Origin of the sequence: Poriferisphaera corsica, from assembly GCF_007747445.1 — a bacterium.
Lineage (GTDB): Bacteria > Planctomycetota > Phycisphaerae > Phycisphaerales > Phycisphaeraceae > Poriferisphaera > Poriferisphaera corsica.
Genome location: NZ_CP036425.1, coordinates 252,684 through 279,306 on the forward strand (window position 1 = coordinate 252,684; position 26,623 = coordinate 279,306).

21 protein-coding genes are annotated in these 26,623 nt (G+C 46.9%); 12 read left to right on the forward strand and 9 right to left on the reverse strand.

Annotation, left to right across the window (positions count from 1 at the left end; translation table 11 throughout):
- The first annotated feature begins 161 nt into the window (after positions 1–161).
- On the forward strand, positions 162–1,217 hold the full coding sequence (trpD, locus tag KS4_RS01020; RefSeq protein WP_145073336.1) for an anthranilate phosphoribosyltransferase: 1,056 nt from the start codon (positions 162–164) through the stop codon (positions 1,215–1,217).
- A 78-nt stretch (positions 1,218–1,295) separates the two neighbouring features.
- Positions 1,296–1,736: a hypothetical protein gene (locus tag KS4_RS01025; protein WP_145073339.1), complete on the forward strand. Its 441-nt coding sequence runs from the start codon at positions 1,296–1,298 to the stop codon at positions 1,734–1,736.
- Positions 1,737–1,806: 70 nt separating this feature from the next.
- On the opposite strand, the gene KS4_RS01030 is transcribed toward KS4_RS01025, so the two are convergent.
- The 5 genes from KS4_RS01030 to KS4_RS01050 form a co-directional block, all read right to left on the reverse strand.
- Positions 1,807–2,589 carry an N-acetylmuramoyl-L-alanine amidase gene (locus KS4_RS01030; protein ID WP_145081309.1) on the reverse strand — a complete coding sequence of 261 codons (783 nt, stop codon included), beginning with the start codon at positions 2,587–2,589 and terminating at the stop codon, positions 1,807–1,809.
- 380 nt (positions 2,590–2,969) lie between these two features.
- Positions 2,970–3,743: an N-acetylmuramoyl-L-alanine amidase gene (locus KS4_RS01035; protein ID WP_145081312.1), complete on the reverse strand. Its 774-nt coding sequence runs from the start codon at positions 3,741–3,743 to the stop codon at positions 2,970–2,972.
- 349 nt (positions 3,744–4,092) lie between these two features.
- Positions 4,093–4,938 carry an N-acetylmuramoyl-L-alanine amidase gene (locus tag KS4_RS01040; RefSeq protein WP_145081315.1) on the reverse strand — a complete coding sequence of 282 codons (846 nt, stop codon included), beginning with the start codon at positions 4,936–4,938 and terminating at the stop codon, positions 4,093–4,095.
- Between the two features lie 283 nt (positions 4,939–5,221).
- Entirely contained in the window at positions 5,222–5,452 is a 231-nt protein-coding gene (locus tag KS4_RS01045; protein ID WP_145073342.1) for a Trm112 family protein, read from the reverse strand.
- 706 nt (positions 5,453–6,158) lie between these two features.
- Complete coding sequence (locus KS4_RS01050; RefSeq protein WP_145073345.1) at positions 6,159–7,208, reverse strand: alpha/beta hydrolase family protein; 1,050 nt, start codon at positions 7,206–7,208, stop codon at positions 6,159–6,161.
- 252 nt (positions 7,209–7,460) lie between these two features.
- Here KS4_RS01050 and KS4_RS01055 point away from each other — a divergent pair, with 252 nt between their 5' ends.
- The 4 genes from KS4_RS01055 to KS4_RS01070 all read left to right on the forward strand — a co-directional run bounded on the left by KS4_RS01055 (position 7,461) and on the right by KS4_RS01070 (position 12,757).
- Positions 7,461–8,579 carry a LacI family DNA-binding transcriptional regulator gene (locus KS4_RS01055; RefSeq protein WP_145073348.1) on the forward strand — a complete coding sequence of 373 codons (1,119 nt, stop codon included), beginning with the start codon at positions 7,461–7,463 and terminating at the stop codon, positions 8,577–8,579.
- Positions 8,580–8,635: 56 nt separating this feature from the next.
- A complete protein-coding gene (locus KS4_RS01060; protein WP_145073351.1) occupies positions 8,636–9,349 on the forward strand; it encodes a PEP-CTERM sorting domain-containing protein in 714 nt (237 codons plus the stop codon).
- A gap of 71 nt (positions 9,350–9,420) precedes the next feature.
- Positions 9,421–10,290: a type II secretion system protein gene (locus tag KS4_RS01065; protein WP_145073354.1), complete on the forward strand. Its 870-nt coding sequence runs from the start codon at positions 9,421–9,423 to the stop codon at positions 10,288–10,290.
- Between the two features lie 148 nt (positions 10,291–10,438).
- A complete protein-coding gene (locus KS4_RS01070; RefSeq protein ID WP_145073357.1) occupies positions 10,439–12,757 on the forward strand; it encodes a hypothetical protein in 2,319 nt (772 codons plus the stop codon).
- 135 nt (positions 12,758–12,892) lie between these two features.
- Here KS4_RS01070 and KS4_RS01075 read toward each other — a convergent pair whose 3' ends face one another.
- Positions 12,893–13,669, reverse strand: a complete 777-nt coding sequence (locus KS4_RS01075; RefSeq protein ID WP_145073359.1) for a helix-turn-helix transcriptional regulator — start codon at positions 13,667–13,669, stop codon at positions 12,893–12,895.
- Between the two features lie 157 nt (positions 13,670–13,826).
- Between KS4_RS01075 and KS4_RS01080 the strand changes: the two genes are divergently transcribed.
- From KS4_RS01080 to ilvA, 5 genes are all read left to right on the forward strand, one after another.
- On the forward strand, positions 13,827–15,143 hold the full coding sequence (locus tag KS4_RS01080) for a Gfo/Idh/MocA family protein (RefSeq protein ID WP_200761442.1): 1,317 nt from the start codon (positions 13,827–13,829) through the stop codon (positions 15,141–15,143).
- Positions 15,144–15,168: 25 nt separating this feature from the next.
- The gene (locus tag KS4_RS01085) at positions 15,169–17,355 is read left to right on the forward strand and encodes a sodium:solute symporter family protein (protein WP_200761443.1); all 2,187 of its coding nucleotides are present in this window, start codon (positions 15,169–15,171) and stop codon (positions 17,353–17,355) included.
- Positions 17,356–17,434: 79 nt separating this feature from the next.
- Entirely contained in the window at positions 17,435–18,727 is a 1,293-nt protein-coding gene (locus tag KS4_RS01090; protein WP_145073368.1) for a tagaturonate epimerase family protein, read from the forward strand.
- Between the two features lie 36 nt (positions 18,728–18,763).
- Entirely contained in the window at positions 18,764–20,170 is a 1,407-nt protein-coding gene (gene uxaC, locus KS4_RS01095; RefSeq protein WP_145073371.1) for a glucuronate isomerase, read from the forward strand.
- A gap of 113 nt (positions 20,171–20,283) precedes the next feature.
- Complete coding sequence (gene ilvA, locus KS4_RS01100) at positions 20,284–21,495, forward strand: threonine ammonia-lyase (protein WP_145073373.1); 1,212 nt, start codon at positions 20,284–20,286, stop codon at positions 21,493–21,495.
- 122 nt (positions 21,496–21,617) lie between these two features.
- Here the strand turns inward: ilvA and KS4_RS01105 are convergent, their stop codons facing one another.
- Positions 21,618–22,076: an ester cyclase gene (locus tag KS4_RS01105; protein WP_200761444.1), complete on the reverse strand. Its 459-nt coding sequence runs from the start codon at positions 22,074–22,076 to the stop codon at positions 21,618–21,620.
- Between the two features lie 259 nt (positions 22,077–22,335).
- On the opposite strand from KS4_RS01105, the gene KS4_RS01110 reads away from it, so the two are divergent.
- Positions 22,336–22,641 (forward strand): hypothetical protein, encoded by a 306-nt coding sequence (locus KS4_RS01110; protein WP_145073379.1) that lies wholly within the window; start codon positions 22,336–22,338, stop codon positions 22,639–22,641.
- An 82-nt stretch (positions 22,642–22,723) separates the two neighbouring features.
- On the opposite strand, the gene KS4_RS01115 is transcribed toward KS4_RS01110, so the two are convergent.
- Entirely contained in the window at positions 22,724–23,452 is a 729-nt protein-coding gene (locus KS4_RS01115; protein ID WP_200761445.1) for a M48 family metallopeptidase, read from the reverse strand.
- Positions 23,442–26,570: a type I restriction endonuclease subunit R gene (locus KS4_RS01120; protein ID WP_145073382.1), complete on the reverse strand. Its 3,129-nt coding sequence runs from the start codon at positions 26,568–26,570 to the stop codon at positions 23,442–23,444. Before KS4_RS01120 ends, KS4_RS01115 begins: the two co-directional genes overlap by 11 nt.
- Positions 26,571–26,623: the final 53 nt, after the last annotated feature.

Below are 26,623 nucleotides of genomic sequence, written 5' to 3' on the forward strand. Positions count from 1 at the left end.
TGACCAGAATGAGCGACTAAACTATCGTAACGCGAGAACCCGGATCAGACGTTATTGTGCAAGCCGATGAAGCCCGCTTCTGGATGGAAGATTAGGGCAGGGGGCGGCTTACGGTGAGTGCGATTAAGATGTTGGTTTGATCCCAAAATAGAACGGTATTCATGAAAGACTTACAGGAAATATTGTCGCATATCGTGTCAGGGGGGACGTTGACGGTGGCGCAAACGAAAGCGGCACTGGATTTGATTATGGAGGGTGAGGCGGATCCGGTACAGACAGGTGCGTTTTTAGCAATGGTGGCGCAGCGGCAGGCGACGGCTGAGGAGATTACAGGTGCAGTTTTGGCGATGCGTGAACGCGTCTTGCCAGTGGAAGTACCTGAGGGGTTGACGGCGATTGATACTTGCGGGATGGGGGGAACCAAATCACGGTTTTTCAATATTTCGACCTCAGCAGCGATTGTGGCGGCAGGGGCTGGGCGACCTAAAGGGCTGTGTGTCGCGAAGCATGGTAATCGTGCGATCACATCACGGACGGGTTCATCACAGGTGTTGGAGATTTTGGGTGTGAATTTGGTGGCGCCGCCGGAGACGATCACGCAGTGTTTGGATGAGGCAGGGATTGGTTTTTGCTTCGCTCCAGCACATCATTCGGCGATGCGGCATGCGATGCCGGTGCGGCAGTCGTTGGGATTCAGAACGTTGTTGAATCTAATTGGTCCTTTGACGAACCCAGCTATGGTGACGCGGCAATTAGTCGGTGTACCGAGTCCACAGCTTTTGGAAACGATTGCAACGGTGCTAGACAACTTGGGTGCGAAGCATGCGATGATTGTGCACTCCGAGTTGCCAGATGGCTCGCGATTGGGTGAGATGACAGCATTTGCGCCGACACAGATTGCAGAACTGCACAATGGGATGGTGAAGCATCATAATCTAGACCCGCAGCAGTTTGGTTTGCCATTTGCGGTGCCCGAATCGATTGAGGTGGATTCTCCGCAGCAGTCAGCTGAGCTGATCCGAGATGTGTTGGCAGGTAAGCATGGACCTGCGAGAGATATTGTTCTGCTCAATGCGGCGGCGGCACTGATCATCGGCGGTGTGGCGAAAGATTTTCCAACGGGGCTTGAGATGTCAGCAGAATCGATTGATTCAGGGGCGGCTACGATTGCTTTGGAGAAGCTGGTGCAGATAACTTCGGCGGTGGCTGCGTCATAGTTATCGCTTATGTGAAAGATTAGAGCGTCGGTTTCGTCAGTATGTTAGTGAATGCTTGGATATTGCTGGGAGTTGATGATGGATGAGCAGATGACGACGCAGCAAGTTGGTTCAGATGATCCCAATGTGCTGCCGTTCAAAACAATCTTGACGGGTTTAGTTGGCATCGTGCTGGCGATTGGTTTTCAAATCGGCTGGGTGGCGATGGTGAATCAGTATCTTGCCCCGTTTTTGTTAGCTGGCGTGATTGCGACATTGCCAATGAGATTGTTGAATTCGCCTGCCATTCAAATGCGGAAAGCATATCAAGTTCTGGCTGTAGTAATACCTGCGATCGGTGCGCCAGTTGGATTTGTCCTGGCATACGTCCATTTTATGGAATGGGCGAGTATCCCAGAGGGTTTTACGCTTGCGGACGATTATCGAGAAGCAATGCAAAACCTTCTTTCTTTATCAGGTTTATTAATCGGTGGTTTATCGATTTATCTTGGCTACATTGTTGCGGGTGTTAAGCGATAAACAGCGAATGATACGAATATAAAAAAGCTCGGCTGAAAGTAGCCGAGCTTTTTAAATGGAGAGGAACCTTCTATCTGCGTTTTCTTGAGAGTAAGCCAAGGGAGCCGAATCCGAGTAATAGCATGGCGCTTGGTTCGGGGACACTTGGGAAGACGGGTAGTGTGCCGTCGAGGTAGTCGTCTACCATTCCCATGAAATCATCCCAAGGGAAGTACTGGCCGGGGTCAGTTTTTTGATCGGCTTGAACTTGATCGTGGCCAACGATACCTTTGACGGATGATGGAAGGCGAGGTCCGTTGCTTGCGTAGTAGTAACCGACATCGGTTGGGTGTTGATTTGGAATGTTGTATGTGATGCCGTTACCTGAAGTTTTCTCGATAAAGTAAGCAACGATATTAGCCAACTTATAAAGATTTGGTTTATAGTTTTTCGCGCCTGCAACATATTCAGCATCATGATCGCAATAGACCCATGTGTTGGGGTCGTTTGCATAGCCAGCCATCTCGAAGCTAAGAGCGCGACTGTTGACGTAAGTTTGAGTCCAGGCAGTATTCCAACTGTCTACCATCTGCGTGGCGCTACCATCCTGGTCGATGACATAGTGTGCACTTACGTTGGCGGCGGGATTGTTGAACCAAGATACAGCGCTTGAATAGGATCCTTCTGTTGTATGGATGACGACGAGATCAAGTACGCCGCCGGAACGTCCGGTACTGAAATTAGATGTGTGAGCTTGATCCCATACAACGCCGCTCGGATAGCTGACTGCGGCTTGCGAAGTTGTTGTGATAAAGCTGGTTGTGAGCAAAATTGCGATGATAACACAGGATAAGTATGAAGTTATGTTGAGCATAAATAACTCCTCTCGGTAGTGAAAAATGTGAATGTATGAGTCAGTGGGTCGTACGAAAACAATCAAAACGAAAGCGTAAAGATTAATCAAAGATTCGCTGTGTAATATATCGTCGAAGAATAATATGAGACTCCGCCTCTGGTGATACTAAGAATATCATTTTTATATAAGACGTAAAGTTAGTATTATAAGTAATACTATCAGGGATATAATCTCAAGTATGCGCTAGGTTGGCATTAAGTAATGATGCGAGTTTTATACACACGCAAATGAAATTTCATCGTCTAATCAAGAGATATATATAATTGAATAGGTAAAGCTAATCGGTGAATAAAAAAACGAGCTTTTTCAAGCCCGTTTTTAGTGGTAATGGAATCTGATTATCTACGTCTAATCAGCGCTAAGCTGCCGAGAGAAAGAAGTAAAATAGAGGCGGGTTCGGGGACTTGAACTGGCCAATAGATGTTCTCGTTATTTTCAAGGTAGCTATCAACGAAGAGCATGAGGTCATCCCAAGGGAAATAGATACCGGGATCGGTTTTATTTCCAGGGGTGACTTGATAGTGTCCGCCGATACCAGGCATGTTCAGGGTATTGTTTGGATAGTCGTATGCATCGCCTTGGATTCGCTGGAATGGGATGTCGTATTTCGCGCCTTGTTTCCAAGTTGGGTGGTCGATGAAGTAGGCACATATGTTTGCGAGCTTGTCGACATTAGGACGTAGGTTGTTGTAGGTTGTGCCGTACTTTGATTCCCAAGGTTGGTAGTACCACGTGCTGGCTTGGCCAGCATAGCCAACCATTTCGAAACCGATAGACCGAGAGTTATAGTAATTTTGTGTCCAGGCTGTATCCCATGAATCAACCATTTGGACAACATCCCCATTTTTATCAATAACATAATGAACGGAAATATTGCGGTCTGTATTTTTGAAATAGTTGACCGTGCCGTCGAGTGTTCCGCCTTCGACCGTATGCACGATGAGTGAGTCGATCGTTCTGCTGCGGCCGCTGGTGTATTTATTGGTTGGGGCAGAAACTTCTTCGACGCCAGACGGGTATGTTACAGCGGATGCATAGCTTGTCGTAAGAAATGATACCGTAGCAATTAAGCAGCATAAGGCTGCGACTCTTCTCAGATGTATAGAAAACATTGAAGCTCCCTCGCTCTCTCTAAGTTTTTTGATGAAATCTCTCTAGTTGAAAATTTACATCATCAGCGCGCATAAACATCGCCATACTGGCTAGCCACTGATATTGAAGTAGTTGGGAAACAACTGAGAATGCGGATTGTGTAGGAGCACCGCATGATGTGATGATGATGTTTTGTTTAAATAGTATATAACAATAATGGAAACATCGAAGTATTTTTTGTTTTTTCGTCATTTGTAGCTGGCAAAACTGGTAATTTGGGCAATTCGCGTTGTTTTTTATATAACCTTGTATAAATAAAAAGGGCAGCATATTCTGCTACCCTTAGTCGTTTCTGATTATTGGGATTAATTAGCGGCGACGGCGAAGCAAGAGAGCGGCGCCAGTGATGCCAAGTAAGCTGAGCGATGCAGGCTCGGGGATTGCGCTCAAGTCGTAGTATCGGTTTTCATCATGGTCGACATAGCTTTGGACCATGAGCATAAAGTCATCCCAGGGGAAGTAAATACCTGGATCAGATTTTCGATTTGGATTGATTTGATTATGGCCAACGAAGCCCGGTGTATCCAGTTCCTCTTCCATAATGTATGTCCACTTGCCATTAATCTTTTCGTAATGAGCATCCGCTTGTGCAAGTGAGTGTACGATAGGAATTTGATAGCTGTAGCCGTTAACGTAGTCGTCATCGACTGAGCAGAAGAATGCTGCAATATTGGCGAGCGTGTCTAGGTTTGGGCGGTAGTTTTTGTAAGTTGTGCCGTAGCCTTCTTCGCCTTGTTTATATTTCCACTGATATGGATCGGCGGCTTCACCAGCCATTTCGAAGCCAATAGATCGTTTGTTGTAGTAGTTTGAAGTGATTGCTGTATTTTTTGATGAAACCATCTGTGTCGCATAGCCATCTTTACCGATGACGTAGTGAGCGCTGACACCTGAGGAGCCATTCTGGAACCAGTTGATTGCGCTACCGTAGCTGCCTTCTGTGGTGTGAATGACGATCGAGTCAATCACGTTGTCGGGTGAGCCGATCGAGCTGTAGCCTGTGCGTCCGACACGGTAGTTGTTCTTGTGGGCAGCCTTATATGTGGTCATTTCATCTGGATAGGTGACCGCATTTACGGAAGTTGACAGTGTTGAGACCAATGCTACGCCAAGCGCTGCTGTAATAAGGTGCTTATTAATGCTGAATATGCTCATGCTAACTCTCCTTGGCCCGCGGGTATGATTCTGAAACTAGCTATGTCGTAATACTCATTGCGAGTAGGCGGGGCTCAAGTTAAGTATAAATCAAGATATGATTGGGCGAAATATAAATATATAACAATCAAGAGAAAACTTATGGTTTTTGCAGCTTCGGTAAGGCAGGTAATATAGTGTGTTAAATTAGGTATTATAAATGATTTATATCTTATTGTTTCGTTGAGATTAAAAAATGCTTATGCAAGTGACGGGCGCATTTGTTGGCTAGTTTGCATGAAGATCAAATGATTTTTGGGATGATGCTGTTGTTTTTAGCCTTGAAATCATCAAGGGATTTGTACTCAGCAGGCATGACCGCCTGTTCCGCCAATAGAATCGGTATGCCGTCTCGGATTGGGTACTTGAGGCCTCCGGCCTGCGAAATAAGATGATTATTTTCCATTGTGAGCTTGCTGCGGGTGATGGGGCAGACGAGGATATCGAGAAATTTGGGGTCCAGGGTTTTTTTCATGATCGCATTTTAACATGAAGCGATTGTGTTACTAGCATTCGAATGGCTGCTGCAATGAATTTGTAATGGGCGTTATGCGAGATATTTTGGGGGCGATTTGAGGCCATAAGCTAACTAGAAGATATTTATTGGCTGCTCGAAATGACTCGATTGGTAAGTCTCAATGTTGATCTTGGCGTCGTCTATGCCCATTCTTCAATTTTGAATACCGTTTCGGGTAAGAAAAGTAGTTCTGGCAATCTCATTTCGACGTACTGAAAAACAGCTTTCTGTTTTCACAAGAAGCTGTTAAGAGGGCGAAATAGGATTCGAGGCAACGTACCCAACCATCATTATTTCAATGGTTTATATGATTTCGAGAGACTTGGTGCTGCAATATCCAGTGCATTATCAAGAAAGACGCTTCAGGTCGCTCAAATCGTTGAGTTTCTGCTCCTGCAGAGCGAGAAATGGTTCTGAAACGGCTTCAGAGGTTTGTAGAAAATTTGCTATGAAGAGCAGTTGAGTGTTCTTAAATCATTGCAAGGCTTTAATAATTACACGGCATGATTATGTAGCTTTCGCAGAGTGTCATCGCTTCGCAGGGCGGTTGCGTCTTGGAGGTTCCGCGTCATATGATCGAGATCTTAATGGTTAAGATAAGAAACGCCATTTCGCAAGATGTATCTGGTAGAAGGCAAGCAAAGCAAGGTAATTAAAAGCAGTTTTATTTGTCGATATTTGTAAGCGTTGTTGAATTGAACAGTTCTTTTGCGAAAGACCAAACCGGCTCTTTGTAGTAGCGATGTCCGCCTTGTCCAATGTGTAACTGACAATTATTGGGGACGCCAGCGAGAGTGTAGATGTCTTTTAATTTCTTAAATGATGAGCGAACTGCATGGATTGGGAAAATGGGGTCGTGTAAGCCGGCTACGATCAAAAGTGGGCGAGGCGCAATTAAGCCTGCGATATCCGACATTTCGGCTAAATTCAATATCCCAGGGATGTAGTTGCACGCGCAGTGCTCCATCGCGCCAATCGAGTCCGCGAAAGTGCAAAAGTAGCACGATGGCACAGCTGAAGTTACCCGTTTGTCGATGGCGGCTGTAAATAGACTTGTGGTTCCGCCGCCGGAGTTTCCAGTGAGCATGATATGCTGCGGATCGATCATTTCGTTGGTAAGTGCGAAATCGATTAACTTTATCGTATCCCATACACGTTCGCCGATTAGTGTGCGGCCAAACATTAATGATCGGTGTTGCCATTCGGCACAAGAGCTAACGCTGTTGTTTTTCTGGTTTTTGTCGCTTCGGCTATCGCCGAAGGCGCGGGCTTGAGGGGCGATTGCGATATAACCTTCGCGCACGGCTTGCCGGGCTATATCGCGTTCTCCGTCGATGACCTCGGGGTCGTTTGGGATCGCACCAGCATAGGTGTGGCGGTGGTTGCGGCCATGGCCGTGGGGGGTAATGACCAGTGGACGAGTTTCTGAAGGCCCGAGTGGGCGTAGTAGATAAAAGGGAATGACGATGCCCGGTTCGCTTTCAATTCGCCAATCCTCGCGAATATGATCGTCAAGCGTAACAGCCTCAAGCCGTTCGGTTCGCGGTGTTGTGTGGCATCGTGAAGCGATTGAATGGATCCCCAGTGTTTCTCGTAGCGTCTTGCGTAAGGTCTGTTGCCACGACCGTAGTGCGGGTAAGTCGGTTGCGCAGAAGCGAAATTGCTGGCGTCCATTGTCTCGCATCATGATTTGTGTGTATTGGTCTGTGTTCACAATCGATCCTTAGATTTTCTAATGTTGAGGTAAATGGGTTGTGATAGAGGATGGTTGGATTGTATCAAGTAAACTAGTGTTATATGGAAATAATGCAGATTTCGAAAAATAAATCAAATTTTACGGTGTAATTTGGCAATAAATGTATGTTTAAAATATTTAATACAAGTGCTTTATGAGATAAAAATGTTTATTGGTTAAGTTCACAAGTGAACTTGACATAAGGGTTGTTTTGGGGTAAACTATCCACTTATGGATGAAGTTGCTGGACAAGTAGGTAGTCAAGTCGGGAGGCGGCCGCCGTTGTTTACTCAGGTCGCTGAGAAGCTTCGCCAGAAGATCCGTGATGGGGTGGTGGTGGAAGGGGAGCGGCTGCCGACGGAGCGAGATTTGGCTAGCCGCATGGGGGTGAGTGCGGTGACGGTGCAGAAAGCAATAAAAGAGCTTCAGCGAGAAGGTCTTGTTAAGGGCAAACGCGGTAGCGGTCGATTCGTCGCGTTACGCACAGAGCGTAAAACCTGGACAGTGGCTGTCTTGCTTTATGACTCAATTCATTTCGCTAATCCAGTGATGAGTCATCGTTTGTCGGGGATTCAATCGCCGCTTGAAGCCGCAGGTTATCATGTTCATTACATTGCAATGAATCGGCGTCGTGCTGATGAGGCTGATGCGTCGTGGCTCGCGTCAATTGATCTGTCAAGATATGACGGGGTGGTGGTGCTAGCTCATCAGGCTGAGACATCGCAGGTTCATTCGCTGTCTCAGCAGCTTCCGGTTGTGTGGATGGATCAACATTGTGCTGGCGATCAGTTGATGGGAGTGCGCGTTGATATGATCGGCGGCGGCCTGTTAGCTGCGGAACATCTTGCGTCATTGGGGCATCGTCGTGTTGCATTGTTAAATGCAGGGCGACATGTTGCTGCCTGTCAAGAGCAGCACGAAGGCATGCAGCTTTATGCTCGTCGGCACACGGGGTTTGAAGTGTGCTGGCTTAACGTAACGCATTCCCGGGATCATGAGCAGGTTCGTCAAGCCCTGGATCAGGTGTTTATTGGTGACGAGCGTCCCACAGCATTGGTTTGTGGTGCGCATGATTTTGTTCCCTTGGTAATGAATTATTTCGATTGTTTGGGATTGGCGATACCCCGAGATGTGTCGTTAGTATCTTGGGATGATGTGCTGATGCCGCCGACAGTAAGGCTGCCTTTAACCGTAGTTGATATTGATTCTGCCCACGCCGGTGGCATTGCGTCGGAAGTTCTTTGCAAGCTAATTGATCAAAAGCCGATTGCGCCGGAGATTCTTGAGTCGCAAGTGAAGCCGGCGGGTTTGATTGTTCGTGAATCGACTGCTGTTGCGCCATCACGCTGATGTCACGATAGTAGTTGTTTTTTTTACTTTATATCATTTCTTTAAGGAGACGTGGCATGATTTATGCTCGGGAAAAAGTATTTGGTGTTATATCTGCAATCATGATGTGTACATTATTGGGGGCAGAGACTACGGCTTCAGCCGATGTGGTTTTATTTGATTTTGGCCGTGGTGATACGGGTATCAGCGATCTTCGCACGGAGGGTAATTGGAATAACGTTCATAGTATTCAGGAAGCGGCTGGCGGCGGTACCGGCGGCGTTGGTGTTCGTGTTGCGGATGCCATTACGGATGCTGGTGTTGTAACTACGGTTGACTTGAATGTGACCAATGATTTTTCAGCAGTGAATGCAGGCGGTGTTGTGGCGAGCGATGTGTATGCTTCCTCGGCTCAGCGTGATTCATTCTTTGTTACGGGTAGTGATGGTGCGCAGATTCGTCTCGAAGGTTTAGTGCCGGGAGAAGCTTATGACTTGACGTTCTTTGGTTCGCGTGCAGCAGGCTCCCCTCCCGGGCGTGCGTTTCAGGTTGATATTGCTGAGCACGAGGCCGTAACACTTGATGCAGCTAACAATGCTGACCAGACGGTTTCAATCGATGCTGTCTTGGCCGACAGTAATGGGTTTATTGTGCTCGATATTACAGCAGTGAAAGATTTTGGTTACTTCGGTGTTTTAGAGATTGAAGGTAAGTTCGACGCCGTGCCGGAGCCCAGCAGCCTGGGGCTTACTGTTGCAGCTTTAACTTGCTTAATGATGCGCCGTTTTTAGTTTTGTTTTGTACTGTTGAATTGCGCGTTCTATAACTTTGTTGTAGCTATCAAGACCCATGGAGATTTATGATGAGCACATCATTCTGTAGTGAGCGACATAAAGCGGATCGTGGGAACTGTCATTCGATTTGGATCATTCCATGGAAGGATGATTCAAATCGATATGGTTTTACTTTAATCGAACTCCTTGTCGTGATCAGTATTATTGCATTATTGATTGGCATACTACTTCCGGCATTGCAAAGTGTTCGCGAGCAAGCTAAGCGTATTCGCTGCGCTGCCAACATGCGCCAAACGGTTTTAGCACAGTTGATGTATGCTGGTGACGAAAAGGGATGGTTCCCAATGACAGATTGGGGGACCTGTTCAGCTTTTTACGATCGGATTGATGGCGAGTCGGTTTGGGGAAAAGCTTCGATTCGTCAGTATTTTGGTCAGGGTGGGGAACCCAATACCGGTAGTGAAAGTGCGGGGGCATTGGAAGTGTTGCTATGCCCATCGCAGGGAGAAATCGAATTTGGTTATGTCAATTATAATGACTACACCATCGGTACCACATATCGATTGCCGGCTTCCTTAGGAAATCGTTTAAATAGTCCAGGGAATTGGTATGGGTGGCCGAGTTATTCTCATCGTTGGCCGCGATCTAGTTATCCCGATTCGCCTGGAACTATGGTTCCGCGGCTGGATATGCCGATTGACGAAGCCGATGTCCCAAGCCGACAAGCGGCAGTGATTGATGGTTGGGAAGAGGCAGGGGATTGGCATACCTTTGGTTCACGATGGTTTTCTGATTATGTTGGTGCGGTTAATTTTCTACCAAACAATCATGTTGATGGCATGAATGTCGCTTACGTCGATGGTCACGTTGCGTGGAAAATAGCAGACGAGTCAGAGTTCAGTGTGACACTGTGGGGTGCCCATACGATGCAATGGTAGGAGTATGCTCTATACAAAGTTGTGTGATTATTCACTGGTCTTGCAAAGTGAGTAAACAGCAAATATAGCGGCCAATACCTTATCAAATCGTAAACGACCTTCTGGTCAACAAGTGAGTATTTACGCAAGACGTTCTAAAGGTTTTGATATGAAACAATTGTTAGTATTTACTGTTTCTTTATTTGTGTTGTTAATTGCGACGCCAATTGATGCATCGGATGATCTTCAGGTTCGCTGGTGGGATGGCACAGTCACGTCACGTCCTGTTGGGCAATTGCTTTCAGATAATGATGGTTTTTGGGGAAAACGTATCGTGACAGGTGTTACATACACCTATGAATCGGAGCCGAACGCGCCTGCAGATTTATGGCGTAATGAGTCTGGCTCATTCGGGCGCCGTTTGCTAAACGGGGTTGGTATGCGTCCGCCGATGCCATCAAGTTGGGAAACAACTCAAAGCGGATGGATCGATCGTTTTTTATCTGTTGGTACTTCTGAGGGACCGTTGGTGGTCGTGTTTGATTTCCAGAAGATGTGTCGTTTTAACGAAATTGATTTGTTGTCGCAAAGCAAACATATTTCGGTAGAGGTCGCCATGCGTCAGCAAGATGGTAAACTGTGGCAGGTCGTCGCAGACTATCCTATGGAAAAGGCGGAAGCTTCTGTATGGTCATTGCGGCGCATCGTTTTTAATGAGGCTGTCGAAGCTCGGTATCTGCGTATTAAAATTAAGGCGGCTGTAGGCCCAGCTCAACTGAATCAGTTTTTTGCCTGGGGAGATTCTGCGATTGAACCAGCGGTTGTGCCGCCATCATATCATCCGGTTGTTTTGTCATCTGTTGCAGAGACACCGTCAGCGATATCAATCCCGGGTGTTGAGTCGACGGCGTTTCCGATTACCGAATTTTGGGCGTGGCGCCGCGGATTGGGAGAGAGTGGTCAAGCAGCGGCGGTGTGGGGTGAATTAGCGACTTGGGATCGACTGACGCATGAGCCGATCTTGCCTGATCCGTTGTCAGAGGTAGAGATATCGATGGCGCGTAACGAAATTGAACCGCGGGCATTGGCTCTGGTCAATACGAATGATCAGCAGCCGTTGCATACGAAAGTTGTGCTCTCAGGATTTACACGTCAAGTAGACAATCAGCCAGTGGATGAGGTTTATGGTGTGATCAGGGTTGGGGGTGCCATTGCATCCCAAAAATATGGTGTGGGGATTGGGCCATTGTTTGCTCGTGAAGACCTGCTTGATGCAGATTTGATGCATCAGTATCTGACCAATGGATACGGTATTGCACATTTTCCTGATTTGATACTAAATCCGGCAGGCGCCGCTGTGATCTGGCTTGAAGTGCATACTCAAGGTGCGAAGCCGGGTGTATATCAAGCTACGCTTAAAACTGATGAGGGCGTTAGCCTACCGATTCAGGTTAACGTACGCGATGTGACATTACCCGAAGCGCAGGCGTGGGTGCATAGTTGGAGTGAGACGACCAAGTCGTTCCCATTTAGTGCGATGGACCGGCAAGTAAAGGAAGTGGATTACAAGCAATCGCTTGGAATCAGCGTCTGGAAGGGGCTCCCCGAGCCAGGAACAATCAATGCACTTGCTCGTGAACGAGGGCATGCGATTTTTTATGATTATATTTTGCCGTGGAGTCATATTGATCGTGGTTTTACAAACAAACTCGATCCCAGCAATATTACAGATGAAGATGAAGCTGCTGTACGAACACGGCTTACATCATTTGTTGAGCGGGCTAAGTCACTTGGCTTGAATTACAATCAATGGTTTGGGGAACTCTGGGATGAGCCTGATAAAGATAACATTGCGGCATTCGCTGCCTATGCGAAGTTAGCCAAGCAGATAGATCCAAATTTTCAGTTGTATTGCAATCCGATTTTTTGGATTGGTGGTGGACAAGGGACGGCAAAAGACCCTGTGGTCTACGACGGATTGGAAGGGTGGTATGACCAATATGTCGATGTGTCTGCGCCGAGTTTGTTGTTAATCGATTATCCGAAAAGTGGAAAGTTGTTCGACATCGATTTGTCGGTTAATGCATTTTATCAGGTGGCTTCTCAGCATGCTAAGAGTGAACGCGCGAAAAATGTACTATTTTACCGTCGTTTGCCATGGATAGCGATGCGTCGAGGTTGGGATGGCTGGGGTTTCTATTCTTATTCTCGGCCTCGTGGCAGTGCTTGGATTGACGATGATCGCGATCTGGCAACGAATAGTAATGCTGCGGATTATCAGATTGTATATCCCGGTCCTGCGGGTCCGATCCCCACGCGCGCTTCGGAAGCGGCTCGTGAAGGTTGGGAGGATTATCGATTGGTTCAATATTTACAGAAAATGGGGAGTGGTAGTGAGGCAACTCGTTTGATTGAAGCATCCAAAGGTCGTAATGTTGACCTAACGGACTTGTACCAACAAGGTTTGATGATTATTGATCATGATTAGATTTGTGTTCGCTTGAATAGATGAATATGTCGCAAACTATGATGATAGTTAACACATGGTCGTCTAATAAGTGGTTGGTTCAGTTGCGATATTATCAAATCAATCTTTTTGGCGTGTGTTGAATGTATAACCTCTTTATTGCTGCTCACGAAGATCAGAGGGTGAGCTGCCAGTCATTTGTTTGATGGCTCTTGAGAAGGCGGATAGCGAAGCAAAGCCGCTTAAGTATGCGATACGTGATAGTGATTCATCTGTGCTATTTAGCAGGTACTTTGCACGTTCTAGTTGAATGAGATGCATCGCTTTAAAAGGTGATGAAACGCCGGACTTTACAAATAATCGTCTGAGTTGACTTGCAGAATAGCCATGTGCTTCGGCCATCTCATGGACTGTTGGGCGATCGGTGATGTTAGCGGCATACCAGCCCATGCAGCGCTGTACGAGTGTCTTTGCTTGATCCGTATGAGCTTTATCTGTAATTTTCAAATCGTCAAGCACGAGAAGTGTTAGTTCAAGTAGTAAATGTTGGGCACGCAGGTCTAGATGTTCATGACGTTTTGATGTGTGCTCTTCGAGTTCTGAAAACGATCTTATTAAATGGTTCGCCAAAGATACGGACAGTGGAATGGACACACCATTGCTGTCATTCAATGCGCTGTGAAGTACATTTGGTACATGATCGAAATGGGCAACACCCACACATGCTTCTTCTTTGGGGATGCCTGTCCAGCCATGGATATGGTTTGGTGGAAAGACCCAAAGGCGGCGGGATGAAGCCGACATCTTACGGTCGGGAATTACCGGGCAAATCTGACCTTCTGCGACCGCTTGAAACTCCCATGTATGCCTTGGATGGGGAATAACCGGCTGCTGATGATAGCGTCTTGTACCGTGCGCAATGTAGATAAGCATATCTTTGTATAATCTCAAGAATGCGCGAAATTGTCAAGCGTCTGCGTGGCTTTGTGATAGCTTAAATGATCTATTTTACTAACATCTAAGATTGAGGCTTTCTCCTCAAACAAAATTGTAGTTTATGGATCAAATGTAAAATGGAGCGTGTGATATTATGGATCGTCATCGGTATGCATTAGTCGGAGCAGGCGGCCGCTGTAGAATGTTTGTTGATGCAATTTACGGCAGTTATGCAGAACAGGCTGAGTTGGTCGGTTTATGTGATATTAGTGCCCAGCGGATGGCAACCTGGAATAAATTTCTCGCTGAGACTTATGAGGCGCCGCCGGTACAAACCTTCATGGCAGATCAATTTGATGCCATGATTGCTCAGACAAAGCCAAAAACCGTTATCGTTACTTCAACGGATGTTACGCACCACGAATACATTATCCGGGCGCTTGAATTGGGATGTGATGTCATCACTGAAAAGCCGATGACCATTGATGAAGACAAGGCTCAGCAGATTATTGATGCGGTTGATCGCACTGGTGGGAATGTTCGTGTGACATTTAACTATCGCTATATGCCTACGTTTTCCAAGCTAAGAGAGGTGGTTGCTTCCGGCGAAATCGGGGAGCCGACACTGGTTAATTTCCAGTGGTACCTTGATACCAGTCACGGTGCGGATTACTTCCGCCGATGGCACAGGGAAAAGCGTTACAGTGGTGGGTTGCTTGTACACAAATCCACGCATCATTTTGATTTGGTAAACTTCATTATTGGTGCGCAGCCAGAAACTGTTTTTGCGATGGGTGATTTGTCATTCTATGGTGAGAAGAATGCGAAGGCGCGTGGTGAGCAATATGATTTTGAGCGTTATCAAGACCTTGAAAATCCAATGTCGGATCGTTTTGGCCTTGATCTTCGCGATGACATGCTTAAAGCGATCTATCTGGATGCTGAGGGAGACTCGGGTTACATCCGTGACCGTAATGTGTTCGGCGGCGAGAAAAAATGGCCTATCACCTCGGAAGACACCATGGCTGTTAGCGCGCGTTATACCAACGGCACGCTGCTTAACTACACGCTTGTGGCGTACTGTCCGTGGGAAGGAGAACGTATCACGATCACTGGAACCAAGGGGCAGATTGAATATTTCGGGCGCGGGGCAGGCCATTTAATTGCGGGTCAGTCTGAAGAAGAGCTCGCTGCTCAGCAGTATCAAGGCGAACAGTACATACGTCTTCAAAAAATGTTCGAGCCTGCACAAGAGCTTGAGATACCGGAGGGCAAAGGTGCGCATGGCGGCGGCGATGCTATTTTGTTAGATCGTATTTTCAATCAAAACGCGAAAAATGACCCGCTTGAACGTGATGCAAACCATCATGATGGAGCTTCATCGATTTTGCTTGGAGTGGCTGCAAATAAAGCGATCGAAACAGGTAAGCCTGTTCAGATTGCGGATCTTACTCGTGAATGTGTTCGATAATTACTTCATTTAAAGGACTATTCAATTGCACTGGATTGACTGGGCTATTTGTATTGTGCCGTTGCTTGTTGTCGGTTTTATTGGCTTGCGAGTTAATAAGTACGTCAAAGGAGTTAGCGACTTCCTCGTAGGCGGACGTGTGGCAGGGCGGTATGTTGTCGCCGTTGCTTCTGGAGAAGCTGGACTAGGTCTTATTACGGTTGTCGCGCTATGTGAAATGTACTACAAGTCCGGCTTCGCAATCGGATTCTGGGGCATGCTCAACAAGCCCATCATCATTCTCATCGCGCTAACCGGTTTTGCGGTTTACCGTTACCGAGAAACACGCGCCATGACGATGGCTCAGTATTTTGAAGTCCGTTATTCAAAAAGATTCCGCATTTTCGCGGGCATTCTTGCATGGATCAGCGGCGTCATAAATTATGCACTCTTTCCTGCTGTAGGCGGGCGATTCCTGATCTACTTCTGTGAACTCCCTGAAACTATTTCCATCTTAGGCCTGCAGTTCCCGACATTCGGATTAGTGATGGCCTGTTTCTTATCGCTGGCTGTCACCATTGTCCTCATCGGCGGTCAGATCATGACCATGGTCACAGACTGCGTTGCTGGCATTTTCAGCTATGTCCTTTATGCCGCCATCACCATCACTATTCTTATGTACTTCAGTTGGGATCAAATGCAGGATGCGATGTTAGCACGCCCACCTGGCGAAAGCATGTTCGATCCCTTTGACACGGGCAAGCTCAAAGAATTCAACGTCTTCTATGTCATCGTTGGTCTCATGGGTAGTATCTACAACATGCTCTCATGGCAAGGCGGACAGGGCTACAAAGCTGCTGCGGCATCACCTCACGAACAGAAAATGGGCAACGTCCTCAGTACGTGGCGTACCGGCTTCTCCGTGCTCATGGTCATCCTCCTTGCAGTTGCCGCCTTCACCTACATGAACCACCCCGACTTCGCCACAGGCGCCGAAGCGGTGCAGCAGGAACTGCATCAAAAGATCAACCTTGCCACCGAGGCATCCACCAGCCAAATCCGTGAACAGATGCTTGTACCTGTTGCACTCCGGCACATCCTCCCAGTTGGTATTGTTGGCGCGTTCTGCGCAGTCATGGTCTTCCTACTCATCAGCACCGATACAACCTACCTGCATTCCTGGGGCACCATCTTTGTGCAGGATGTTGTTTTGCCCCTCCGTAAAAAACCGTTTACACCAAAACAGCAGATGTGGTTGCTCCGTTTAAGTATTGCTGGGGTGGCGTTCTTCGCATTCTTCTGGTCGCTCTACTTCAATCAAGTTACCTATATATTGATGTTCTTCGCACTCACCGGCAGCGTTTATCTTGGTGGTGCAGGCGCGGTCATCCTAGGTGGGCTTTATTGGAAACGTGGTACCTCCGCCGGTGCATGGGCCGCCATGGTTTCTGGCTCATCGCTCGCGGTCCTCGGCTTCATACTCACTCAATCTTGGGCAGGTTACATCTACCCATTCCTCAGTACAGAGATGCCCGGAGTCCTCACCTCTCTCACCGCCACACTCGAATCGTTCGGCAGCATCCTACCGTTTGTCGAATGGGAAGTAACACCCGACAAGTGCCCCATATCAGGACAAGAAATTTACTTTACCACCATGTGTTCAGCTGTTTTCTTGTACATCACGGTCTCGCTGCTAACCAGCAAAAAGCCGTTCAACCTCGACCGCATGCTCCACCGCGGTAAGTACATGCGTGAAGAAGATCGTAAAGCACGTCCGGAATACGAACGTGGCGGTAAGAAGAACTGGAAAACGATCCTGTTTGGTTTCGACGACCAATTTACTCGCGGTGATAAAATCCTTTCGGTCAGTGTCTTCGTCTATAGTATAGTGCTGTTCGCCGTTTGGATTTTTGCGGTTCTATGCAATACTCTCTTGGTTAAATATTTTGCATTCGGTCCTGTCGGTTGGGCGAATTACTTTTGGTATACAAACATCGGTCTCACCCTTGTCATCGGCACAGTCACGAGTATCTGGTTCTCTATCGGAGGCGCATGGGATTTGCGCCGACTCTTCCAACGCCTTGCGACACTCAAACGTAATGTTAATGACGATGGACGCGTCCTCGGCCACATTAATGCTGAAGATCTCGCATTCAAAGAGGTTGAGGGCGACGAGGACGTTGAAGAGCTAGTTGCTATAGATTCAGATCAATCGGAGAGTACCCGTTTATGAATCTGTATAAAAAAATAGGTAAACAGGGAATTGTTAATATTTGTCACCTTAACTTGCGAAGACTTGATAGGAAATTCATATGAGTGAATCAATTTCATCGGTAGGTATAGACGTGCCCAAAGTTTTGGGATTGACGCCGAGTATTGGCTTTGGTGACCGTTTGGGAATGGCGACGCAGGGTCATGTGGCAGCTTTAAAAGAGGCAGGCGCGGGGATTAAGGGAATTTTTGCACAGCAGTCGATTCGTGAAATGGCGCGGACGAGTAGAAGCGCCGAGACAGTGATGAGAGATGCCCAGGTTGGATTAAAGAAAGAGGGGTTTGTGGACGTGTGGGGGGCAGATGCGGATCACCTGAAGACAAAAGAAGATGTTGACTTAACGGTGGCCGCGGGTTTTGTGTTTTTTACGATTGATCCATCAGATCATGTCGATCAAAAAGCGGATCACTATGTTGAAGAAGAATTAACATCACGTTTTGAGATTATCCGTGATGAGGTGCCATGGATTGAGGCTTATGTTGATAAATCCATTGAGATATGTGAAGGAATGGATATCACATTTGATGATGAAAGTGTGATGCGTGCAGCAGTAAAATATGGTCGTGCGATCAATGTGGCGCTTGAACTTGGCCAGTATATTGTTGAGCAAAATAAGAAGATAGGACGAGCGTGTGAGCTAGAGATCAGCGTGGATGAAACGGATCAACCGACAACTTGGGTTGAACACTATATTGTTGCTGAGCAGCTGATGAATTCAGGCTTGCCTGTGGTGAGTTTGGCTCCACGCTTTATCGGAGAGTTAGAAAAAGGTGTCGATTACAAGGGGGATTTGGCGGCTTTGGAAGAGAGTATGCGCGGGCACGCCGCGATAGCGAAGCGGCTTGGACCATATAAGCTGTCGCTTCATTCGGGTTCGGACAAGATTTCGATTTATCCGTTGTTGAATCGCGCAACAGAGGGCGTGTTTCATGTGAAGACTGCGGGGACGAGTTTTTTGGAGGCATTACGGGTGGTGGCGATTCACTCGCCGAGTGATTTTCGTCGGATTGTGAGGTTTGCTCGTGATCATTATGAGCGTGATCGTGCGACGTATCATGTATCTGCGACGTTGAGGGGCGTGCGGCCAGCGGATGAGATTAGCGATAATCATGAGCTGGTGAGTGAATATTTGGAACACTGGGAGAATGTGCCAGAATTAAAGGGGTTTACGAAGCCGGGACGTCAGATTTTGCATTGCACGTTTGGTTCAATTTTGACAGATTCAGATTTGGGAAGTGTGGTGAAACAGTTATTGGCTGAGCACCAGGGAACTTATCGTGAGGTTTTGCGCGAGCATTTTGTGCGACATTTAGAAGCGCTTAACCAAAGTTAATAATTACAAGCAGAACATATAGAAGGTGTTTGAGTTATGGCGTTTATACATGACGCATTCTTATTGAGCTGTGAAGAGTCAGTGGCGTTGTATGAACAGTATGCAGCGAACGAGCCGATTCTGGATTACCATTGTCACTTGCCGCCTGCGGATTTAGCGTGCAACAGACGGTTTGGCAATCTATACGATATCTGGCTGGAGGGGGATCATTATAAATGGCGGGCGATGCGAAGTAATGGGGTAGAGGAGCGTTTTTGCACTGGGGATGCGGAGCCGTTTGAGAAGTTTATGGCCTGGGCAAAGACGGTTCCATATACATTGCGGAATCCTTTGTATCACTGGTCGCATCTAGAACTGAAGCGCTATTTTGATATTGATGAATTACTTGATGAAAGGTCTGCAAAGAGGATTTGGGATCAAGCAAATGAGAAATTGGCTGGAGAGGAGATGAGCGCGTGGGGGATTTTAGATCGTTTTGATGTGAGGTGCGTGTGTACGACGGATGATCCGGTAGATGATCTTGTGCATCACAAAGCGCTTGCAAACTCAGACTTGAAGGCAAAGGTGTATCCGACATTCCGTCCGGACAAGGCGCTAACGGTTTGTGATGGGAAGGTATTTAATGATTGGGTCGATCGACTTGGTGAGGCAGCGGATATTGATATTGTAGCGTTTAATAGCTTTTTAAACGCGATTGATGCGCGGCATGCAGCATTTCATGAGTTGGGTTGTCGATTGTCGGATCATGGGCTTGAGGTATGTTTTGTAAATTTCTGTGATGAAGCGAAAGCGCGGCAAATATTTAACAAAGCTCGAGGCGGAGAATTCATCACAGCAGAGGAGGGGGACTGTTTTTGCAGTTACATGATGTTGTACTTTGGTCAGCTTGATGCGAAACGTGGCTGGACGAAGCAGTTGCATCTTGGTGCGATGAGGAACAATAATAGCAGGGCTTTCGGGCAATTAGGGGCGGATTCAGGTTTTGATTCGATTGGCGATTTTTCACAAGCGAAGAAGTTGTCGATGTATTTGGATCGGTTGAATCTTGAGGGGGCTTTACCGAAAACGATTTTGTATAATTTGAACCCATCGGACAATTATGCGTTTGCAACGATGCTGGGAAATTTTCAAGATGGCAGTACGGCGGGAAAGATTCAATTGGGATCGGGTTGGTGGTTTTTGGATCAAAGGCAGGGGATGACATGGCAGATTGATGCGCTGTCGAATTTAGGTTTGTTAAGCCGATTTGTTGGGATGCTGACAGATTCGCGATCGTTTATGTCGTATCCGCGGCATGAGTATTTCCGGCGACTGTTATGTGACATGCTCGGAAAAGACATGCGTGCAGGCGAGTTGCCGATGGATATGGATCTGGTGGGCGGAATGATTCGAAATATTTGTTTCAACAACGCGAAACAGTATCTCGAATTAAGTTTGGATTAGCGGCTGCGTTAAGAAGTATTGTGCGGGCATTGTGCTGATTCGCTTATAAGTCATCAATATTTACAAGCGAAGTATTGGGGTGGAGGGTTTTTATACCAATAAAGGGGTTGCTTATGGTTTCTTTTGAATCTGTAAAGGAAGCTCGTGATCGGATATATGATCATGTTCAATTTACACCGTGTTGTGAATCGTATTATTTGAGCGAACTCACGGGTTGTAAGGTGTTTTGCAAGAGAGAGTACTTGCAGCGTACAGGAAGTTTTAAGGAGCGTGGTGCCGCCAATGCACTGGCGAGGTTGGGTGAAGTTGAAAAGGAAAGGGGGGTTGTTGCAGCATCAGCTGGTAACCACGCGCTTGCATTAGCGTATCATGGAAAGCGTCTGGGTATACCAGTAACAGTGGTTATGCCGAAGTTTGCGCCGTTGATAAAAGTGTCAACGTGCAGGCGATTTGGTGCGACCGTGATATTGGCAGGCGAGTCGTTTGGGGAGGCGAGAGAACAGGCGGATGCCTTAGTTGAGCAGAAGGGAATGGTGTATGTTCATGGTTATGATGATCCAGATGTGATTGCTGGGCAGGGGACGATCGGCTTGGAATTGCTTGAACAGGTGTCCGATGTTGATGCTGTGGTTGTACCGATTGGGGGGGCAGGTTTAATTGCTGGTATCGGGTTGGTTGTGAAGGCTTTGAAGCCTGAGGTTGAGGTGATTGGTGTTGAGCCCGAACGTGTTGCGAGTTATCGAGCAGCGATGAAAGCGGGTGGGCCGATTATGGTTGAAGCGGAGCCGACACTTGCGGACGGTTTGGCTGTTGGGCGTGTTGGTGATTGTGCATTTGAGATTGCACAGAAATGCGTTGATCGAGTTGTTACAGTGACTGAAGGTGAATTGTCGCTTGCAGTATTGCGATTGCTTGAGTTGGAGAAGGCTGTTGTTGAGGGATCGGGGGCGGCAGGTTTGGCGGCTTTGCTTGGGCCTTTGAAGGGTGAGTTGGAAGGGAAGAATGTGGTGTTGCCGTTATGTGGTGGTAATCTTGATCCGTTTACACTGCATCGTGTGATTGAACATGGAATGACGGCTGATGGCAGATTACATGCGTTGGAGATACGTATCAGTGATCGACCGGGCGGACTGGCGAGGTTGACGGAGTTACTTGGTGAGGGGGGTGTTTCGATACAGTGCATTGATCATGATCGTATGTTCGCTGGGCCCGATGTGGCGTGTGTGTGTGTACGCGTGGTATTAGAGACACGTGATATGTCGCATTACCAGGATGTGCTTTCAATGTTGGACGATTGTGGTTTAGAGGTGAATAAATCTATATAAAAGCATAGCATTGATATTTAAAGTGGAATCTTGGCGAGGGAAATCTGAAATATTGAACAAAGCGATGGCGTTTTTATCCTTGATACAAGCTGGATCGAGCTGTGGAACTCGTTATGGCCTAATTAATCACTTACTTTCCGCAGACTAGCGAGTGTACTGACGAACTCAGATATCTGCTTGTGGTCTATGATCATACTGTCACGGAAAGTCATGATGTCGATAACGTGGAAGGAAACTTTTTTCCCCGTTGGAGGAATGTCCAGCCAGGGACCGCTGTGGGTTCCTTCAAACAGCTTATACGTCCAAACCTTGTCACCATCTGCTGCAATGTCTAGGATCGTGACTTTGATATCCGGAAAAGCTCTAAAAAGTATTTCGTGTAGGACTTTGTCGCCTTCAACGTCGTTGGAATAGCTATAGTCATTCTCACTATCTTGATCGGTTGCTAACATCTCGCGCAGATCAGGATTCTTAAAATCTGACGCAAAAAAGCGATGAATAGCATCTACATCCTGATCATTTTGGACGACTTGCACGAATTTTCGCATTCGGGCTTTATTGCTTTCTTGAATGGTCGGCATAGTGTTACTCATGATGCTTAAACATATGGTGGGTGTCTAGTTTGAATAGAAAACTAAAATTCCATTATTAGAATTTTATCTGAAGTGTTGTTGCTCGATTTACCGTCAAGGAGCGGGTGAAGGTTCTTGGCGACTTCAAAAAAGCAGTAAACCGCATATCCAATCTCACTCAAAAAATTCAAGTGCAGCTCATTGTAATATCCGTTGCAGAGCCTGCCTCTATGTGGTGGATTTAAGCAGAATCAAGAGAAAGCGGAAGATGAAGAATTCCCCTCTATTCCGCCAGAAACCCATAAAAATAACTCCTTGCTTTCACAAGGAGTTACAAAAAGTGGGCGAAGTTGGATTCGACTCTAGTGAGTCTGAATCGGTTTTAAGTGATGAATCAGAAAGTGTTTATAGATCTAGTGGTGATCTGTCGGTTAGTAGATTGACCGACACAGTGACCGACAAACCTTCAAAACAGGAACTTCAGCTTGCAATCAATCTCCTGAAGAGGCTGGAAAGCTTATCCGCTGATCAGGAGCAAGAACTACTTAAGTTGCTAAACCAGAATATTGACTGACTGGCTAACCGCAAGCAGTTTGTGATTTTATTGTTGTTGTCTAAATCTTCTTCTTGTGGTGTATCTGTCTTTTTTGCCGGAGTTAGTACTGCCAATCTTCATAGGCTAAGGGTGCAGTGTTCAGCTCATCACGATACTTCTTCCATTGTGGCATCAGTGTGCTCATGTGATGATGGAAGGTTTTGTTGTGGTGGCGTTCAAGCAGGTGAACCATCTCATGAACGAGAATGTACTCTAAGCAGCAGAGGGGCTTCTTGGCTAGTTCAAGATTTAGCCAGATGCGTCTCGCTCCAATGTTGCAAGTTCCCCACTTAGTTTTCATCCGTTTGATTCGGCACTCAGCTATCTCGACTCCCACCTTCGGTTGCCATTTTTCAATCAGTTCGGGTAGTTGCTTGTACATTTCTGCTCTTAGCCAACGGTTGAGGATCTCTTCTCGTTTGCTTCGATCCGTACCTTCAGCGACACGCAGCTCCAGCATGTTGTTCTGGCGAATGCTTACAGATGATCGGCCTTTGGCTTCCACCACGTCTAGTCTGTACTGATGCCCCCAGAGAAAGTGACTTTCCCCGTTAACCATCTCTCGCTGTGATTGGCGTTCTTGATTGCAAAAAGCTGATTGTTGACGTTTGATCCATGCCCAGCGTGAGATCACTGCAAGTCTGACCGCTTCATCGTCAATATGTATAGGTGTAGCGACACGCACCTTCCCATTGGGAGGGTACACCGCAAGGTGGAGGTTCTTGATGTCCTTTCGAATGATCTCGATAGGCGTATCACGAACGAGGATTTTGTGGCGTTTAGTAGTCACGTTGGCTTAGTACCAGTTGGAAGATCTTCTCAGCTAATGCCTTGTCATGTTCTAAAACTTTATGAACAGCTGCTTGGACACGTTTACGTTTTACTGGATTGTTTCTGAAATCAGCCTTTATTTTCTTGCGAACAGCACAATCAACCTTGATAGCTAGTTCCTCATCCTGACCGAGGTTGTCATACAGATTACGCAGTGCTGAAGTTTTCAAACTTTTCGGGTAGTTCTTTTTACCATCTGGCTTCACAACTTTTTTCGTAAGATCCACGATTTGCTTCAGATACTTCTCGTATGAGATCGCTTGTTGTTTACGCTTTAAGATCAGTTCATCCAGTAGCTTAGACATTCTCTCATAGTAAGCTGGGTTTACTTCTGCTTCATCGATGATGACCCTTCGGACATTGTTCTCAATCGTTTCAGCCATCGCCTTTTCGCTAGATTGTGTCCCCTTAGGCATGTCATCGACGAATGCCTCGCCCCTTTCAACAATCAAATCAACCAGCGTCATATCGTCTAGTGTTGAGAGAACCTTGCTCTCACTGGCACTCACATAGCTGTCCAGTAGATGCCGCATTGCTGGTTCATAGATCTTCATGTCGATGTAGTCACAGCTGGCAAGCTTTACTTCTTTTCTGACTTGCTCGTAGTGTGCGATCTCTTGCTTGATCTGCTCAACTTCTTCAGGTGTGTAGCCTGCTTGATCCATGTCATTGGCAAGCTCTGCGTAAGCTCTCAGCAGTTTTCCTGTGAGTTGATACAACAACACACGTTTCTGCTCGCAGTGTTTAATCGCATGTACACGATCTGGCACATCGCTGTCTTCATCAAAACAGAAGTAAGCAAGATACGCTTCCGTATCTTTCGGTGGCAGTACAGGTTCACACAACGCCTTAATGCTCTCACGTGCTTCTTCAAGCTTACGATTGCCTTCCACGATACGATCGTTCAGCAACCCCTTCACATCCTCAGCATCAAAATCTCCAAATGCTTCCCCCGTATAGTCCGTGATAGCAGTCTGCAATGACTTGAACAGGTCTTTGTAGTCCACCACATACCCATATTCTTTATCATCACTGTCCAGCCTATTGACTCGGCAGATTGCCTGAAACAACCCGTGATCCTGCATCTTCTTATCGATATAAAGATAAGTTGCTGGTGGGGCATCAAACCCTGTAAGCAGCTTGTCTACCACAATCAATAGCTTCATCTGTGCAGGCTGTTCGATGAACTTCTTCTTCACATCCTTTTCAAACTCTGAAACCTTACTCGCTACTTTGTTTTCTTTGATCTCGTAGTAGTTTGCGATCATCTTGCGATAAACATCATACTTAAGCTGCTGCTCGGTCTTCCCTTCCCCTGTCTCTTCCTTGTTGATGTCAGAGACATTCGGATCATAAGAAGAAACAATCGCACACTTATCCTTCAGCTCCGTCTCTTGGAACATCTGATACACACGGCAAGCCTGATAGATACTGTCCACTACAAGTAAAGCATTCCCATGCCCGCTCTTGAGCCGATCCTTCGTTTCCATATCAAACAGAATGTCCAACACGATCTGCTGTAAACGCTCCTTAGAGCTGAGCAGCTTTTGCATCGTTCCCCATCGCTGTTTCAGTTGAGCCTTTGCCCAGTCTGACAAACCCTTTGTCTTGGACTTGAACCAGATATCAATCTTGTCTTTAGATCCCAGATTCTGATCGATGTTTCTTGCTTCATACCTTAGATCAAGCACAACCTTATCTTCCACCGCTTGGTCGTACTTATAAGTATGGATGTGCGAGCCAAAGACCTCAATACTCTTTGCCTTGTCCTTCTTAAGCAGTGGCGTGCCTGTGAAGCCAATGATCATCGCATTCGGCAACAGCTCTTTGAGTGCTCCGTGTAGCTTCCCTGATTGTGTACGGTGACACTCATCGACGAACACGAACATCTCACCCTTAGGCGAGAAGTCTTTAGGCAGATATCGCTTAATGTCCCCGATGAACCCCTCAACATCATCATCCTTGCGTACCTTCCCAAACTTATGAATGAGCGTACACATGAGCCACTCATCAGTGCTGTTGAGCTTATTAATCAGATCCTTCGCACTGTCTGTTCGGTAGATATGCTCGTTGACCCCATTAAAAACCTTCTCGATTTGTTCATCTAGCTCTGTTCGGTCGGTGATAATCAAAACGCGATTACCCTTTGAACCCGTTCTCTGCGGATCACGCAACCACTTCGCAAGCCATACCATCGTCAAGCTTTTACCGCTACCCTGCGTGTGCCAAATGATCCCGCCCTCACGTTGCTTCACCCGTTCCTGAGCAGCCTTCACCCCAAAGTACTGATTAGGGCGGCAAGTCTTCTTGATCCCCGCATCAAACACAACAAAATCATGAATGATCTCAAGCAGCTTCTGCTTCGAACAGACCCATGAAAGCTCTTGAAGCAGGTTTCTGTTCTTCCGATCAAACAGCTCCCCCTCTTCCTTCCAGTCCAAAAAGTACTTAGCTGGTGTTTGGATCACCCCGTAACGCATCCCCTCGCTCCAGTTCCCTGCCATGACAAGCTGGATCGTTGAGAAGAAGTTTTCAATGAACTCTTTTTTTTGATTGCTCAGGTTTTGGCGTATCCCTTCATCCACCGACACCGTCGAGCGTTTGAGTTCGATCACCCCTAAAGCGATCCCGTTCACATACATCACCAGATCCGGCCGCTTCGTGTGCTCCTGCCCCTTGATCGTCACTTCCTCAGCAATCGCAAAGTCGTTGTTCTCTGGGTTCTTCCAGTCAATGAGGTAGACGTTTTCGTGTTTCTCACCAGCCGCCGGCGATATCTGAGCGCTATACCGAAGCAGGTTATAAACCCGTTGATTCGCATCGTACAACTTCACCGACCCGCCGATTGCACTTTCCTGTACGATCGCCTGAACCGCTCTCTCGATCAGCGTGTCACTGTGTCCCTGCTTCTTCAGCCAACCCTTGAGCAGCTCTTCTTCGATGTTGCTGTTGTTCTCACGATCCTTCCAGTTGCCGAGGTATTGATAACCCAGCTCACCGACGAAGTAATCGATCACCTGCTGTTGTGTTTGTTTTTCATACTGCCCGACACTGTGCGTTTGCCCAATCGTTGTCATGTTCGCCTCTTCTTCCGGATTCTCGGATACGCACAAACTGATCCGCTTATTGT

What these genes read in the sequence shown, in the direction of transcription:
- KS4_RS01090 (WP_145073368.1), top strand. Translation starts at nt 17,435, where the DNA reads ATGAGTGAATCAATTTCATCGGTAGGTATAGACGTGCCCAAAGTTTTG.
- KS4_RS01110 (WP_145073379.1), top strand. Translation starts at nt 22,336, where the DNA reads ATGAAGAATTCCCCTCTATTCCGCCAGAAACCCATAAAAATAACTCCT.
- ilvA (WP_145073373.1), top strand. Translation starts at nt 20,284, where the DNA reads ATGGTTTCTTTTGAATCTGTAAAGGAAGCTCGTGATCGGATATATGAT.
- trpD (WP_145073336.1), top strand. Translation starts at nt 162, where the DNA reads ATGAAAGACTTACAGGAAATATTGTCGCATATCGTGTCAGGGGGGACG.
- KS4_RS01030 (WP_145081309.1), bottom strand. Translation starts at nt 2,589, where the DNA reads ATGCTCAACATAACTTCATACTTATCCTGTGTTATCATCGCAATTTTG.
- KS4_RS01045 (WP_145073342.1), bottom strand. Translation starts at nt 5,452, where the DNA reads ATGAAAAAAACCCTGGACCCCAAATTTCTCGATATCCTCGTCTGCCCC.
- KS4_RS01055 (WP_145073348.1), top strand. Translation starts at nt 7,461, where the DNA reads ATGGATGAAGTTGCTGGACAAGTAGGTAGTCAAGTCGGGAGGCGGCCG.
- KS4_RS01035 (WP_145081312.1), bottom strand. Translation starts at nt 3,743, where the DNA reads ATGTTTTCTATACATCTGAGAAGAGTCGCAGCCTTATGCTGCTTAATT.
- KS4_RS01065 (WP_145073354.1), top strand. Translation starts at nt 9,421, where the DNA reads ATGAGCACATCATTCTGTAGTGAGCGACATAAAGCGGATCGTGGGAAC.
- KS4_RS01080 (WP_200761442.1), top strand. Translation starts at nt 13,827, where the DNA reads ATGGATCGTCATCGGTATGCATTAGTCGGAGCAGGCGGCCGCTGTAGA.
- KS4_RS01105 (WP_200761444.1), bottom strand. Translation starts at nt 22,076, where the DNA reads ATGCCGACCATTCAAGAAAGCAATAAAGCCCGAATGCGAAAATTCGTG.
- KS4_RS01025 (WP_145073339.1), top strand. Translation starts at nt 1,296, where the DNA reads ATGGATGAGCAGATGACGACGCAGCAAGTTGGTTCAGATGATCCCAAT.
- KS4_RS01120 (WP_145073382.1), bottom strand. Translation starts at nt 26,570, where the DNA reads ATGACAACGATTGGGCAAACGCACAGTGTCGGGCAGTATGAAAAACAA.
- KS4_RS01070 (WP_145073357.1), top strand. Translation starts at nt 10,439, where the DNA reads ATGAAACAATTGTTAGTATTTACTGTTTCTTTATTTGTGTTGTTAATT.
- KS4_RS01075 (WP_145073359.1), bottom strand. Translation starts at nt 13,669, where the DNA reads ATGCTTATCTACATTGCGCACGGTACAAGACGCTATCATCAGCAGCCG.
- uxaC (WP_145073371.1), top strand. Translation starts at nt 18,764, where the DNA reads ATGGCGTTTATACATGACGCATTCTTATTGAGCTGTGAAGAGTCAGTG.
- KS4_RS01060 (WP_145073351.1), top strand. Translation starts at nt 8,636, where the DNA reads ATGATTTATGCTCGGGAAAAAGTATTTGGTGTTATATCTGCAATCATG.
- KS4_RS01040 (WP_145081315.1), bottom strand. Translation starts at nt 4,938, where the DNA reads ATGAGCATATTCAGCATTAATAAGCACCTTATTACAGCAGCGCTTGGC.